The sequence below is a fragment of the Chryseobacterium sp. A321 genome (assembly GCF_054489265.1).
This window is the reverse complement of sequence record NZ_JBTMWZ010000001.1, coordinates 1810670-1823527: the sequence shown is the minus strand read 5'-3', so window position 1 is coordinate 1823527 and position 12858 is coordinate 1810670. Positions and strand designations below refer to the sequence as shown.

At 41.3% G+C, this 12858-nt stretch carries 11 protein-coding genes; 3 read left to right on the top strand and 8 right to left on the bottom strand.

Annotated elements, in window-relative coordinates:
* Positions 1-60: 60 nt before the first annotated feature.
* From queA to cls, 5 genes are all read right to left on the bottom strand, one after another.
* Entirely contained in the window at positions 61-1110 is a 1050-nt protein-coding gene (gene queA / locus ACX3PZ_RS08475; protein ID WP_459084854.1) for a tRNA preQ1(34) S-adenosylmethionine ribosyltransferase-isomerase QueA, read from the bottom strand.
* A 146-nt stretch (positions 1111-1256) separates the two neighbouring features.
* Complete coding sequence (locus ACX3PZ_RS08470) at positions 1257-3260, bottom strand: S9 family peptidase (RefSeq protein WP_459112538.1); 2004 nt, start codon at positions 3258-3260, stop codon at positions 1257-1259.
* Positions 3261-3270: 10 nt separating this feature from the next.
* Positions 3271-3756: a PH domain-containing protein gene (locus ACX3PZ_RS08465; RefSeq protein ID WP_459112537.1), complete on the bottom strand. Its 486-nt coding sequence runs from the start codon at positions 3754-3756 to the stop codon at positions 3271-3273.
* A gap of 16 nt (positions 3757-3772) precedes the next feature.
* The gene (locus tag ACX3PZ_RS08460; RefSeq protein WP_459112536.1) at positions 3773-4114 is read right to left on the bottom strand and encodes a phage holin family protein; all 342 of its coding nucleotides are present in this window, start codon (positions 4112-4114) and stop codon (positions 3773-3775) included.
* Between the two features lie 78 nt (positions 4115-4192).
* Complete coding sequence (gene cls, locus ACX3PZ_RS08455) at positions 4193-5650, bottom strand: cardiolipin synthase (protein ID WP_459112535.1); 1458 nt, start codon at positions 5648-5650, stop codon at positions 4193-4195.
* 244 nt (positions 5651-5894) lie between these two features.
* On the opposite strand from cls, the gene ACX3PZ_RS08450 reads away from it, so the two are divergent.
* Positions 5895-6449: a hypothetical protein gene (locus ACX3PZ_RS08450; RefSeq protein WP_459112534.1), complete on the top strand. Its 555-nt coding sequence runs from the start codon at positions 5895-5897 to the stop codon at positions 6447-6449.
* A gap of 155 nt (positions 6450-6604) precedes the next feature.
* On the top strand, positions 6605-7006 hold the full coding sequence (locus tag ACX3PZ_RS08445; protein WP_459112533.1) for a helix-turn-helix domain-containing protein: 402 nt from the start codon (positions 6605-6607) through the stop codon (positions 7004-7006).
* A gap of 151 nt (positions 7007-7157) precedes the next feature.
* Here ACX3PZ_RS08445 and ACX3PZ_RS08440 read toward each other — a convergent pair whose 3' ends face one another.
* Positions 7158-8363, bottom strand: a complete 1206-nt coding sequence (locus ACX3PZ_RS08440) for an aminotransferase class I/II-fold pyridoxal phosphate-dependent enzyme (protein ID WP_459112532.1) — start codon at positions 8361-8363, stop codon at positions 7158-7160.
* A 157-nt stretch (positions 8364-8520) separates the two neighbouring features.
* Here ACX3PZ_RS08440 and ACX3PZ_RS08435 point away from each other — a divergent pair, with 157 nt between their 5' ends.
* Positions 8521-8976, top strand: coding sequence for an Lrp/AsnC family transcriptional regulator (locus ACX3PZ_RS08435; RefSeq protein WP_459084862.1), 456 nt, complete (start codon positions 8521-8523; stop codon positions 8974-8976).
* 151 nt (positions 8977-9127) lie between these two features.
* Here the strand turns inward: ACX3PZ_RS08435 and ACX3PZ_RS08430 are convergent, their stop codons facing one another.
* Positions 9128-11305 carry a GH92 family glycosyl hydrolase gene (locus ACX3PZ_RS08430; RefSeq protein ID WP_459112531.1) on the bottom strand — a complete coding sequence of 726 codons (2178 nt, stop codon included), beginning with the start codon at positions 11303-11305 and terminating at the stop codon, positions 9128-9130.
* 113 nt (positions 11306-11418) lie between these two features.
* Positions 11419-12849 (bottom strand): glycoside hydrolase family 125 protein, encoded by a 1431-nt coding sequence (locus ACX3PZ_RS08425; RefSeq protein ID WP_459112530.1) that lies wholly within the window; start codon positions 12847-12849, stop codon positions 11419-11421.
* Positions 12850-12858 lie beyond the last annotated feature (9 nt).

The window sequence follows — 12858 nt, the reverse complement described above, 5'->3', positions numbered from 1 at the left end:
CCGGAAATAAAAAAACGCCACTTTAAAAAAGTGACGTTTTGTAAAATAGAAACTCCTAAATTAAAGGATAAGCATTGCATCTCCGTAGGAGTAGAATTTGTATTTTTCTTCAATGGCTTCCGCGTACGCTCTCATGATGAAATCTTTGTTCGCAAACGCTGCAATCATCATAAGTAAAGTGGATTTCGGCGTATGGAAATTCGTAATCATCGCATTGGCCACTCCAAAATCATGTGGAGGATAAATGAACTTATTGGTCCATCCGTGGTAAGGTCCAATTTTACGGTTGGAAGAAACGGAAGTTTCTAGAGCTCTCATCGTCGTAGTACCTACTGCGCAAACTCTTCTTCCCTCTTCTACCGCTTTGTTAATGATGTCGGCATTCTTCTGGTCGATAATCGCTTCTTCACTTTCCATTTTGTGCTTAGATAAGTCTTCTACCTCAATCGGGTTAAAAGTTCCAAGTCCAATGTGAAGGGTGATTTCTGCAAAATCGATTCCTTTGATTTCCAATCTTTTCATTAGGTGTCTAGAGAAGTGAAGTCCTGCAGTCGGCGCCGCTACAGCTCCTTCTTCTTTTGCATAAATCGTTTGGTAACGTTCTGCATCTTCTTTCTCTACCTCTCTTTTGATGTATTTTGGAAGTGGGGTTTCCCCTAGTTCTTTAAGTTTGGTTCTGAATTCCTCGTAACTGCCGTCGTAAAGGAAACGTAAGGTACGTCCTCTTGAGGTGGTGTTGTCGATTACTTCAGCCACAAGACCTTCGTCTTCTGTGAAAAACAATTTGTTTCCGATACGAATCTTACGAGCTGGATCCACAAGCACATCCCATACTCTTGTTTCTTTGTCAAGTTCTCTTAAAAGAAAAACTTCAATTTTCGCTCCGGTCTTTTCTTTATTTCCGTAAAGTCTTGCCGGGAATACTTTGGTATTGTTGAAGATGAAAAGGTCCTTTTCATCAAAATAGTCAATGACATCTTTGAAAAGCTTATGTTCAATGGTTTCCGTTTTACGGTCCAAAACCATCAGTCTAGCCTCGTCTCTGTGTTCGCTTGGATGTTCTGCCAAAAGCTCCTCTGGCAAATCAAAATTAAAGTGGGATGTTTTCATTTTTTAAATTACGGTTTAAAAATTAGAGTGCAAAGATACGCTATTTGAGAGGCAAAGTCAAGTAAAGCCTAAAAGTGCCCTGCGAGAAAAACAAAACCTTCCAAGAAAGATCCTGGAAGGTTTTGTTCTAATGCTCAACGCTCTGATTAAAGCGTCTCATTTAGCCATTCAAAGAATTCCCTTTGCCACACGAGACCGTTGTGGGGATTTAACACCCAGTGGTTTTCATTTGGAAAGTAAAGGAATTTTGATTTTAGCCCTTTTAACTGAGCCGCTTGGAAAGCTTCTTGCCCCTGTTCGTAAGGAACACGGTAGTCAATGCCTCCTTGAATAATCATAATAGGTTTGTTCCATTTTTGAACATGATTCATGGGATTAAAGTCCGTGAAAGCCTTAGGGGTTGGCGATTCGGTCGGTTTTCCAATGTCCCAGTTTGCGAACCATAGCTCCTCTGTGGTTAAATACCATGAATTCATATCAAAAAGACCATCGTGCGCGATGAAGGTTTTGAATCTATTTTCATGAATCCCCGCAAGCATAAAGACGCTATATCCTCCGTAGCTCGCTCCTACCGCTCCCATTCGTTCGCTATCCACATACGGTAAATCAAGCGCATAATCGGTTGCCGAAAGATAGTCCTGCATCACTTGTCCTCCCCAGTCTCTAGAGATGGCTTCGTTCCACTCCGTACCCCATCCTGGCATTCCCCGACGGTTTGGAGCCACGACGATGTATCCCTGTGCGGCCATAAGTCCTAGATTCCATCTTGTACTAAAGAACTGAGTTAATGCAGACTGAGGTCCTCCTTGACAGTAAAGAATGGTTGGGTATTTTTTACTCGGATCAAAATCCGGTGGATACACCATCCATACACCCATCTCTTTTCCGTCCGTGGTTTTCACCATTTTTAGTTCGGTTTTAGCCGGCTTCAAGTTCGCGTAAGTCTCCGCGTTTACAGAAGTGACTGGACTAAATTTTCCATTCTTTACATTCACCAAATATAGATCGGCACTGTGGTTCATGTCTGCTCTAGACACCAGGAGCTCGTCTTTAGTTTGAAGGAAAATTTCATTTACGTCAAAGTCTCCTTTGGTAAGCTGCTTCACCGTCGTTTTTCCTTTTCCCTCTACTCCCACTGAAAACAGTTGTTTTGTCGCTTTGAAAGCGGCGGTAAAATAAAGAGATTTCGAATCTTTGGACCAGAATACATCTCCACTTACGCTCTCGTCCCAAGACTCGGTTAGGTTTTTCTTTTCGCCCGTCTTAAGATTTAAAATTACGATGTCATTTTTATCCGCCTCATAGCCTTCTCGTTTCATGGATTGCCAACTTAAATACTGGCCGTCTGGAGAGAATTTTGGATTCAAATCGTACCCCATCATTCCCTGGGTTAAATTCGTCGTGGTTTTGCTTTCTAAATCGTAGGAATAAAGATCCGTATTGGTCGATTGAGCATACTCTTTTCCGCTTAACGCTTTGGTGACATAAAGAAGTTTTGAGGAATCAGGACTCCAAACAAAATCTTCTGCTCCCCCGAAAGGACGTTGAGGTGAATCCCAAGGTTTTCCTTCGAGAAGATCGACCGCTTTTTCTTTTTTGTCTGAGACGTTTACGACAAACACGTGGTTGTATTTCCCTTCACTAAAGTAATCCCAGTGGCGGTGATTTAAATCCGTGTAAATATGCGCCGTGGATTTGGGCGTGTCTTTGTATTTTTCTTTTCCTAGGACAGTTTCTATCGTCACTTCTTTACTAAAGGCAACTTTCTTTCCGTCCGGAGAGATTCGTACATTGCTTGCGTCCCCTACAGTAAAGAACTCCGTCCAAGTTTTGCCGGAATCTTTGGATATAAAAAGGATTTTTCCTTCCTGCGCATACAGTCCGTTTTTGTCCCATTGCACTAGGGATTTTTTTCCTAAATCCAGTTCGGAAGCCATTTTGCTTCCGACTGAAAGCAAATAGTTTTTGCTGTTTGACTTTTCGCTTTTAAGATCCGTTTGGCTAACTTTATAGATCAGGGTCGTTTGGTCGGGAGAAACCGCCGAAACGCCCAGTCGGTTTAGAGTCCAGAGGATTTCTGGAGTCATGACATTTTGTGCATTCATTAAGAAAGGGGCTGCGAGAGCCATAACAGTATGTTTTAATTTCATACAGTTTTATTTATTTGGGGTTAATATATTTTTCTAATTCACTTGCGACTGCAACCGGGTCGCTAGGGCTGACTACATAGACTTTCCCTCTTTTGGTCACAATGCGAAGTGCCTTTTGTCGATTCGTAACATACCACACTTCCCCTTTGTTAAAATAACCAAAATAGCCAAAGAGTCCGCCTATACCAAAGAGTCGTAAATAGAGTCCTTTGTAGGCTTTCGCTTCTACAGATTTGATTTCTTTTAAAGGAATTTCAATGCAATGGAGTTTGGTCCGAATTTCAAAATGACTTTCCGACTTCCCAATGGAAGGAATTAGAAGCCAAGATACAGTGAGAGCAAGAAGCAAAAAAAGACCCATGAACATTCCTGAGGTTCTTGCCTCGGGGTTTGGGCTGTAGGCCCAAAAACCAAGCGCGACAAGAATCGCTAAAATGAAAATTCCTGTGACTATTTTTGAAAAGAGATCAGGATTTGCACCAGGGTATGATTTCATAGGGATGGTTAAAAGGTTAGTCTTTGTTTACGACGCCTCCTATGACGGAAGTGATGATGGAGAGTAAAATACTGAAGATAAAGGCCCATCCAAAGCCGTCCACCGTCATACCGTCTACAAAGTAATCCACAATCATAATGACCAGAGCATTTATCACCAAAGCAAAAAGCCCTAGGGTAAGCACGGTCAAAGGAAAGCCTAAAATTTGCATGATGGGCTTAAAAATGAGATTCACAATTCCTAAGACCACGGCAAAGATAATCGCCGTCCAAAAATTTTCAATTTGAACCCCACTAAGGATCAATTGTAGTACGTAGGCCGATACGGCTGTAATTAAAAGTCTTACTAGTAAATTCATAGGATAATTTTTATCAAATCTACTACTTTATTTCTTTTTATGCAATGCGCCGAGTCTCGCAAAAGGGCGCAAAAGAGCCTAAAGCAAAGGGGAAATTAAACTCATCGTACTTTCCAAAAGTTGAATGTGCTTTCCTCTTGTAAGCCATCGTTCTTTGTCTATACGTTCTGAATTTTGCAAATCCATTTCAAAATCATTCCGTAGTTCTTGGGCCGTTGCGTGGTCGTAGACCACCGCGTTTACTTCGAAATTTAAATCAAAACTACGAATGTCCATATTGGCCGTGCCCACGATCGCTAAAAAGCTATCCACGACCATGGTTTTCGCATGCACGAAACCTTTGGTATAAAGATAGATTTCGACTCCCGCTTTGAGTAGTTGTGTATAATAAGAACGGGAAGCTAATTTCACAATCTTCGAATCTGAGTTTTTGGGCACAAGAAGTTTAATTTTTATTCCGCTGTGCGATGCAATGATAAGTGCATTTAATAAACTTTCATCTGGGATGAAATAAGGGCTTGTAATTAAAATCTCCTTTTGCGCTAAATTAATGGCCTGCAAAATGGAGAACAAAATGGTGGGGGTCGGAGAATCCGGCCCACTCGAAGCAATTTGTACTACCTTATTTTCTTTGGTATCATGCTGCTGTGGACTAGGGAAGAAATCATTTGTGGGTTCAAGGGACTGCTCTGCACAAAAATTCCAGTCACATAAAAAAAGAAATTGCAGATAAAACACCCCCGGTCCCTCGATTTTAAGATGAGTATCGCGCCAATATATGTTTTCGGGAGTTTCTTTTGTGTTAATATAATTGTCGCTAATATTAATTCCCCCTACAAACCCCACTTTTCCATCGATCAAAATAATTTTTCTGTGGTTTCTATAATTGATTCTATTGGCCAAGGCAATAAAGTAAATTTTCAAGAACGGATGCGCCTCTACTCCTCCCTCGCTAAGTCTTTCCATAAGTTTCTTACACCCCCGAGAGCTTCCAAAATCATCGTATATCACACGAACTTTTACCCCCTCTTTTGCTTTTTGAAGTAAGATGTCGCCAATTTGATTTCCAATCTCATCGTCGTTATAGATATAATACTCTAAGTGGATATGGTTTTTTGCGTTCTTTAAGGCTTTAATCACTTCGGGGAACTTCTCTTCCCCGTTGCGAAGAATCTTCACGTCGTTTCCGGAGGTTAAGGGACTTAATAAATCATGCATAAGCATATAGGAAAGTTCTCTCGATTGCGACAACTTAGAATCCCGTCCCAAATAGGTTTCTTTGGAATATTCAAAAAGTTTGGTACGAAGCTCTATGGACAATTTTTCATCTTTAAAGAGTTTTTTCTTGTACATGTGTCGATGTCGGTAATTAATACCAAACAAGAAATAAAAACCCATTCCGATTACGGGAACAAAGATTGTAAATAAAACGTAGGCAAGGGATTTGGTGGCATTCTTGGTGTCAAGGATAATGCGGAGGCACACCAAAGTCACAAGGACACCGTAAAGGATTTCAAGAATTAGAAGTAGACTCATTAAATTTTAAATTCTGGGGATAAGAAGTAGAATATCCTATGTAAATCTACAAAAATTCTAGGGGCATAGATGAGAAATTCTCTAATTTCCCACTTGAAGATCCGTTGAACTCGAGTAAATAGAACCGACTAAAACTACAATGGAGCCATTTTTGTATCCCATGGTCTAGTCAAACTATAATTTCAAAACAGAGTTTCCCTGATTAACACCACTCCACTTTTGAAATTAAACTAAATGCATTTTTATGAAATCAATTCTAAAAACAGTTCTTGTCCTTGTTCTTTGTTTCACCCTTACGTCCTGCATAGTAAGTACGGCCGTAGGAGTCGTGAAAACCGCAGCCAAGGTAGGTTATAAAGTGGTGAAAGGAACCGTAAACGGTGTTAGTTGGGCTGTTAAAAAAGCACAAGGAAAAATTGACGAGGACCGATTGGACGGAAAATGGAAAATTGTAGGGCTTTATAACGGAAGCTATGATACGTTTGCGACGGATGAGAACCCTGACAATACGTATAAGAATTCTTGCATCGGAAGTGAAGAGATATTTGAATTTAAGACCAAAAGAAGCAAGTTTAAACCTGCTCATTGCAAATCTCAGGACGAGGAGTGGGTTTCTTACAAGTATAAGTATGGGAAGAATCCCCAATCCAGCGAGAAAGAAAACTACATTGAGTACAACTCTAGAAACTACATTTCGGTCATTGATGTGACAAACAAAACCCTGGTTCTTGAAGGAACCTTAAACTTAGGCGATTCCTTTGCAGGCAAACAATTAATTATGCTTGAAAAAACCAAATAAGAACAAAGTAGTGGTAAATGAAATTTCGCATAAAAACTTCATTTTTCTAGCAAAAATTACAGATTTTTCAATGAATAATTTTTATCTTTACAACTCTAAGGCATTCATTCAGAATGCCTTCTGTGTTCAAGCTTTTAATCACTGAGAATCACACTATGGAGCTAGCAAAATTTCATCACGGAAGAAATGTAAAGCGTTTTAGAGAAATGTTAGGAATCAAGCAGGAGTCCCTCGCTTTTGATTTGGGGGAAGAGTGGAATCAACAGAAAATATCCATTTTGGAACAGAAAGCAGAGATTGACAAATCCCTTTTGGAAGCCATTGCAAGAGCTCTGAAAATCCCGGTCGAAGCTATTGAGAATTTTGACGAGAAAAAGGCAGTAAGTGTACTGACGAGCACCCTCCATGAGGATCCTTGGAACGGCATTAATCTAGATAAGCACAATCCAGTGGATATTCTCTTTGAGGCTCTTGACGAAATCAAAAAATTATACACAGAAGTAATTGAATCGAAAAATGCTCAAATTAAAGTGCTTGAACGACTACTCAATAAATAGAAAAAGTAAAAACCTAAACTGAATCCAGTTTAGGTTTTTGGTATCAATTAGAAGAGCGAGAATTTCATGAAGAGTTCTTCTTCTTTCTATCCTTAGCTCAGTGAATATCACTTAAATTTTTGTTTTGCAAATTTCAATGCATGCAAGAGCGTTACTTTGGAATCCCTACTTGCCCCATGCACCACTTCATTTTTTGATAGGTTCTTTGAATATCGTGATCCAGTCCGATTGACATACGAATAAGACCATCGGAGAGTCCCATTTCTTTACGTTCCGCTTCTGGAATTTCGGAAGAAGTCGAACTTCCAGAACAAGAAAATAGCGTTTTATAAAAACCAAGGCTCACGGCTAAATAGCCTAAGTTTTCCTTTTGCATAAGTTCCATGAGTTCATTGGCTTTCTCCGTGGTTTTTACATCAAGAGTTAAAAGTCCACCAAAGCCATATTCTTTATTCATCATGCTTTTGAATAACTCATGCTGCTTGTGACTTTTAAGACCTGGGTATTTTACGGTTAATCCGTCCTTTTCAAAGTGCTCTGCTAAATACAGGGCATTTTCACTATGCTTTTTAATGCGGATGTGAAGCGTTCGTAAGTTCTTTAAGATACTCGCGGCTCGTAAACTATCGAGCGTGGGTCCAAGGAGCATGCAAGCGCCTGTATTCACGTCTTTCAAATCGTTCACGAAACTACTAGGTGCGCATACGACGCCGGCAACTGCATCGCTACTTCCATTAATGAATTTAGTCAAACTATGAATTGTAATGTCCGTACCTAGTTTCTGTGGAGAAATGGAAAGCGGAGAAAACGTGTTGTCTACCACTAGCTTTAGATTATGCTTTTGAGCTAATGCTCCTAATTTCTTCAAATCGGCCACTTCTAAGAGTGGATTGCTCACGGTTTCACAAAAAAGAACTTTTGTGTTCTCTGTGATGGCCGCTTCTACCCCTTCTAAGTCAGTAATGTCAACAAAAGCAGTGTTGATGTTATAGCTTGGAAGGAAGTTCTTCATAAAGGCATAAGTTCCTCCATAAATGGTTCGACTCGACACAATGTGATCTCCTGCTTTGCACAATTGAAGCAAAGTAGATGTGATTGCTCCCATTCCTGAGGCCATTACATTTGCACTTTCTGTTCCTTCCATTTGGGCAAGGGCCTCACTTAAATAGAGATTGCTCGGTGTGGAGTGTCTAGAATACAAATAGCATCCGTCTGTATTTCCTTCAAAAGTATCGAACATGGTTTTTGCAGAAAGAAACGTGTAGGTTGAACTATCCGAGATTGAAGGGTTTACGCCTCCAAATTCTCCAAAGTACTGCAAATCCTGAATTTTGTTTGCGGGCTCAAAGTTTTCCATAATATAAATTTTCAATTTTATAAATGTGCAAATAGTGCAACTATAAAACAATTGAATTTACTTAGTATAGATTTTTAATCTATAAATTAAAATAATTAATGAAAATAATTTTAAATTTGACGAAGGATGAAAAAATAACCGAAAATAATTCATTTTAATGCTAGACGAAAAAGACAAAAGATTGCTAATCTTACTTCAAAACGACTCCAAGAAAACCACAAAACAACTCGCGACCGAGCTTAATTTGTCCGTGACCGCAGTTTTTGAACGGATAAAGAAATTAGAAAAAAAGCAAATTATCAAAAAGTATGTGGCACTTCTTGACGCGGAAAAAGTGCAGAAAAGCTTTATCGTCATTTGCCATGTTAAACTAGTGCAGCACAAGAAAGAGTACATCACTCAATTTGAAAACGAAATCACCCAGTTCCCCGAAGTACTGGAATGTTTTCATGTCGCAGGGGATTACGACTACATCCTAAAGATTTGCGTACGTGACATCCAAGAATACAGAGAGTTTATGGTGAGCAAACTTACCAACCTCCAGCATATTGCTAGTACCCAAAGTTCTTTCATGATTAAAGAAGTGAAAAACTCCACAGTGATTCAGCCCTAGGGGTCTTATGTCGCGGTCAAGGACTTGAACCCTTTTTGATTTCCAATTCTGGGATAGATTCGCAAAAAAAAAAGCCTTGGCCGTAGCCAAAGCTTTTTCTGAATTAAGTCCTCAGCCCTGAGGTTAGTTCGATCGTCTCTTGATCACAAGATTAATCGGCTTTAATGGTTAGGGTTCCACCCTGGGTAAATAAATCGTGGGAGACATAATAAGAATCTTGTTTTTTCTTATTAACCTTAATTTCTTTTAAATCTCGCCCTTGACCTGTTTTCTCAATCACGATGGTTTTGCCGTTATCCAGTTTCCATTCGCTTTTTTCAAAAAGAGGAACAGAAACGATATACTCGGGATCAGCTGGACTTAGTGGGTAAAGGCCTAAGGCTGTGAAGACGTACCAAGAAGACATTTCTCCCGCATCGTCCATACCGCTCATGGCAAGTCCTTCAGGGCCAATTCCGTACATCGTGTCCATGATTTGATCAAGTCTCTGCTGCGATTTCTCCGGTTTTCCAACAAAATAATAGCTAAAAGGCGCTTCGTGGCCCGGTTGGTTTCCGTGGCAATACTGGCCAATGAATCCGGAAATATTCCAAGCGATGTAGTCTTTATTCCAAGGGATGGTAAAGAGCGAATCGAGTTTCGTTTCAAAGGCCTGGTTCCCGCCGTAGAGCTTTACTAGATTAGGCATGTCGTGAGGGGCAAAAAATGACATGTTCCAAGCGTTCGCTTCCCGGTACATATATTCGTAGTAAGGGTACTCGGGATTAAACGGAGTGATCCAACGGCCATCGTCCAGTCGTCCTCTCATGAAATTGGTTTGTTTATCAAAGACGTTTTCATAATTCTTTGAACGTTTCATAAGGTCGTTATAATGCGGCAGATCGTTCATTTCTTTAGCCAAAAGAGCTAAAGAATAGTCGTCGTAGGCAAACTCAAGAGTTTTACTTACTCCTGCTTTTCCTTTGGATTCGACATGTGGGCTTTTCAAATCGGGATCTGAAATGTACCCTTTTTCAATGTATTCCTTTAAAAAAGGTCGAGTACCACCCTCTTTATAGGCATTGTTGAGTAAGTATTCATACCCCTTTTTAACATCAAAATTACGGATGCCTCGCAGGTAGGAACCGGTAATAAATGGCGCTGCATGGTCCCCATGGAAGAAGGTCGGAATGAATCCGGTTTTGGTCCCGCGGTCAATTAAAGACGAAATGACATCCCCGGTTAACTCGGGTGAAATCATCCCTAGGAGAACTAGCTTATTGCGGTAATCGTCCCAAAGGGAAGGGATTTCGTAGTATTTGTAGCTCTCGGTTCGGATGCGGCCTTGATCGTCCAAGAATTCGCCGTTGCTGTCACTTCGAAGAACCGGCCACAAGAACGAACGATAAAGACTAGAATAGAACATTTCTTTTTGTTGGTTCGTGCCTCCTTGAATTTTGATTTTTCCAAGTAGCGTTTCCCACTGATCCGATCCTTCCTTTTTGATTTGATCAAACGTTTTATTTCCGATTTCTTTTTGCACGTTCTGCTTTGCGTTGGTTTCGCTCACAAACGAGAGTCCTATTTTCACGACCACAGGAGACGTCCCGTCTTTGAGACTCAATAAGGCATAGCCTTTACTTTTCTGGCTGTTGGTTTCGCTTATTTCTTCTATTTCTTCACTAAGTTCCGCATAGAAATACACCTTTTCATGACCCGTTCTCTGGAAACCGCTGACAGCAAATTTTCCCTGGGCATTTATTTTCCAGTCGTCGACGTGGTTATTCGCTTGTCCTAAATCGAAAAGCACTTGGCGGTTTGCGTTATTTTCAAAGGTATACTCATGAATTCCTGCGCGAAGCGTAGAGGTGAGTCTCACGTTCACCTTATAGTCCTTTAGATAGACTTGATAATATGCGGGTGAAGCTTCTTCTTGGTCGTGGCCGAAGGCGGATTTATAAGGGTATGTGGCTCCCTTAGGAACCGGCATCAACGGGATGTGGCAAAGGTTCCAATGCCCCTTGTTGGTATGGGTGAAGCCTAGAATGTCTGGATTCTCGTACTCGTAACCGGCTCCCGAGGTGTATCGGGTCATGGGACTTAATTGCACCATTGAATTGGGCAAGGAGGATCCTGGAAATACCAATCCAGCCCAAACGCGCATGTCGGCCGGTGGCTTGTACCCAATGATGGCCTCATCAAGTAGTGGGGCGGTTCCAATAAATGGATTCACCCAAGAGGTCAGTTTTTTTTCTTTTAAATCGGGTGCTTCTTTCTTTTGCGCGGGGCTGAAGCCCAGCAAACTAAAGGTCAAAATACCCGAAAGGAAATAGCTTGTTTGTTTCCACATAACAGTAGTTTTTTTTTTGTTTTGCCCTGGACCTTCGCCCGGGAAAACAGGATTTCAGAAGACAAATAAAAGGTCCCTTTGGTTGCACAAAGGGACCCAATTAAGTGAATAAATTAAGTAAGAAGATGGGGCCTGTGTTTGTAGGTCTCCCATAAAAGTTCGCCAAAAAGCGTGTTCGTCCAAGCAAACCAAGATCGAGTAAAGTTCTTGGGATCGTCCTTATGGAAGGATTCGTGCATGAAGCCCGTGTCACCATGGGTGGCTTTAAGGCTTTGTATGCAAGCCTTAATTTCGTTCTCATCGCTCGTGGTGAAGGCTCGCATGATTATGGCCATAGGCCAAATCATGTCCATGCCTACGTGCGGTCCGCCGATTCCTTCAGCCGCTTTCCCTTTGAAAAAGAAGGGATTGTCTAAAGAGAGGATGAGTTTACGGGTATTTTGGTACACGGGGTCCTTTGCGTCGATCGCCCCTAAATACGGAAGAGCCAAAAGACTTGGAACGTTTGCGTCATCCATTATGACTTGTCCTCCATAACCGTCCACTTCAAAGGCATAAACTTGGCCGTATTTTTTGTGTGTCACCACTGCGTGTTCTTTGAGGGCTTGAGAAACTTCTTGAGCCAATGCTTCCATCTCGGCCGAAGTGGTGGTATCGTGATGAAGCGCACGTAGCATTTCGGCCGCTTGCTTTAAACTTTCGACCGCAAAGAAGTTCGAGGGCACTAAAAAGGAGAACACGGAAGAATCGTCACTCGGTCTAAAAGCCGAAGCGATAAGCCCTACTGGTTTTACCGGATACCCAAACCCTTTAAGTGAACGGGTATCGGTGCCGTTAGGCGTGTTTCTTTGGAACGAGTACGGACCGTACCCATTTTTACACTGCTGCTCTTTGAAAACTTGTAAAATCGCTTTCATCGCCTGTACCCACGAGGCATCAAATGGCGTTTTATCGGCGGTTTCTTTCCAGTAGTGATAGCCTAAACGAATAGGGTAACATAGAGAGTCTACTTCAAATTTGCGTTCGTGCACCCCAGGAAGCATTTTGGTGTGGTCGCTTGCCCACTCTCCCGTTTTGTTGGGATCATCGTAGAAAGCGTTGGCATACGGGTCTTTTAAAATCTGCTCGGTTTGTCGATTGACCACCCCAGCAATTAGGTCTTTTAGTTTTTTGTCTTTTTTTACAAAAGCGAGATAAGGAAAGACTTGAGCTGAACTGTCTCTAAGCCACATCGCGTCAATATCTCCGGTAATTACGTAGGTATCAGGACGGCCTGCTTTTTCCTTATAGGTCACGGTGGTATCCAACGTGTTCGGGAAACAATTGTTGAAGAGCCAGACCAGTTCTTTATCTTTCACATTTTTCGAAAACTCTTTAATGACGTCTTCCACCACTCCACTGGTAAAGTGGCGTGCGCTAACAGGCACCCTTACCGTGGGAAAATTGGAATTAAACGAAGGGCTTGAGCCAAAGAGCTGGGTAGGGTTCACCATCAGAAGGCCTCCGGCCAAGGCTGATTTTTGTAAAAATTCTTTTCTGTTCATACTAAGTAG

Coding starts and splice junctions, on each gene's coding strand:
- queA (WP_459084854.1), bottom strand. CDS start 1,110: ATGAAAACATCCCACTTTAATTTTGATTTGCCAGAGGAGCTTTTGGCA.
- ACX3PZ_RS08470 (WP_459112538.1), bottom strand. CDS start 3,260: ATGAAATTAAAACATACTGTTATGGCTCTCGCAGCCCCTTTCTTAATG.
- ACX3PZ_RS08465 (WP_459112537.1), bottom strand. CDS start 3,756: ATGAAATCATACCCTGGTGCAAATCCTGATCTCTTTTCAAAAATAGTC.
- ACX3PZ_RS08460 (WP_459112536.1), bottom strand. CDS start 4,114: ATGAATTTACTAGTAAGACTTTTAATTACAGCCGTATCGGCCTACGTA.
- cls (WP_459112535.1), bottom strand. CDS start 5,650: ATGAGTCTACTTCTAATTCTTGAAATCCTTTACGGTGTCCTTGTGACT.
- ACX3PZ_RS08450 (WP_459112534.1), top strand. CDS start 5,895: ATGAAATCAATTCTAAAAACAGTTCTTGTCCTTGTTCTTTGTTTCACC.
- ACX3PZ_RS08445 (WP_459112533.1), top strand. CDS start 6,605: ATGGAGCTAGCAAAATTTCATCACGGAAGAAATGTAAAGCGTTTTAGA.
- ACX3PZ_RS08440 (WP_459112532.1), bottom strand. CDS start 8,363: ATGGAAAACTTTGAGCCCGCAAACAAAATTCAGGATTTGCAGTACTTT.
- ACX3PZ_RS08435 (WP_459084862.1), top strand. CDS start 8,521: ATGCTAGACGAAAAAGACAAAAGATTGCTAATCTTACTTCAAAACGAC.
- ACX3PZ_RS08430 (WP_459112531.1), bottom strand. CDS start 11,305: ATGTGGAAACAAACAAGCTATTTCCTTTCGGGTATTTTGACCTTTAGT.
- ACX3PZ_RS08425 (WP_459112530.1), bottom strand. CDS start 12,849: ATGAACAGAAAAGAATTTTTACAAAAATCAGCCTTGGCCGGAGGCCTT.